Annotated in this window: 1 protein-coding gene and 1 pseudogene; both read left to right on the top strand. The window is 42.5% G+C overall.

Going from position 1 to position 760, the window contains the following annotated elements; genetic code table 11:
- Window positions 1-213 (top strand): annotated as a pseudogene (locus P0108_RS07130) (head maturation protease, ClpP-related); the annotation flags it as partial.
- A 2-nt stretch (window positions 214-215) separates the two neighbouring features.
- On the top strand, window positions 216-760 hold a 545-nt coding region (locus tag P0108_RS07125), incomplete at its 3' end, for a phage major capsid protein (RefSeq protein WP_473730938.1).

Raw genomic sequence — 760 nt, 5'->3', positions numbered from 1 at the left:
GTAGAACTCGGGTTCGCGGACGGTGTTTTAACTAGAGGCGAAACCGCTGATATTGGCATACCACAAGTTTCAACACTGTATTCAAAATTAAGCGTGCAAAACACGCTACTGGAAAAAATATGTAAAGCCTGCCGGATAAGCGGTAAGGAAACAAACAATATTAGTGCAGACGATCTTATGGATCGTCTTTTTTTAATCAAAAATTGGAGGTAAATATGATGAACAGTATTTCAAACATGGTTGAGAAACGTAATAAGGCTTGGCAGGGTGCGAAAGCTTTCCTTGAGTCTAAACGTGACAAGGACGGGCTTATTTCAGAAGAAGACGCGAAAACCTATGATGAGATGGAAGCGAAAGTGAAAGCTTACAGTATGGAAATTGAGCGCTTGGAGCAGATGGAAGTGATGGATAAGGAGCTTTCAAAACCAACATCTGAGGCGATTGTTGCAAAACCTATGAAAACAGGTGTGAAACTTGAAAAACAAGGTCGTGCGCGTGACGAGTATAAGCAGGCGATGCTTACGGCTCTTAGAAGTAATTTTAAACGAGTCGATAACGTGTTGCAGGAAGGCGTGGATGCTGACGGCGGGTATCTTGTGCCGGAAGAATACGATAATCGTCTGATTGAAACGTTGAAAGAAGAAAACATTATTCGCTCTCTTGCTACCACTATTACTACTAGTGGAGAGCATAAGATTAATGTTGCGATGAGTGATCCTGCAGCAGCTTGGATTGAAGAAGGCGCAAGCCTTAACTTTGG

This window comes from Gardnerella sp. c10Ua_244 (assembly GCF_055818055.1).
Note: the sequence above shows the minus strand (reverse complement) of the source record. Positions and strands in the feature narration are given on the sequence as shown.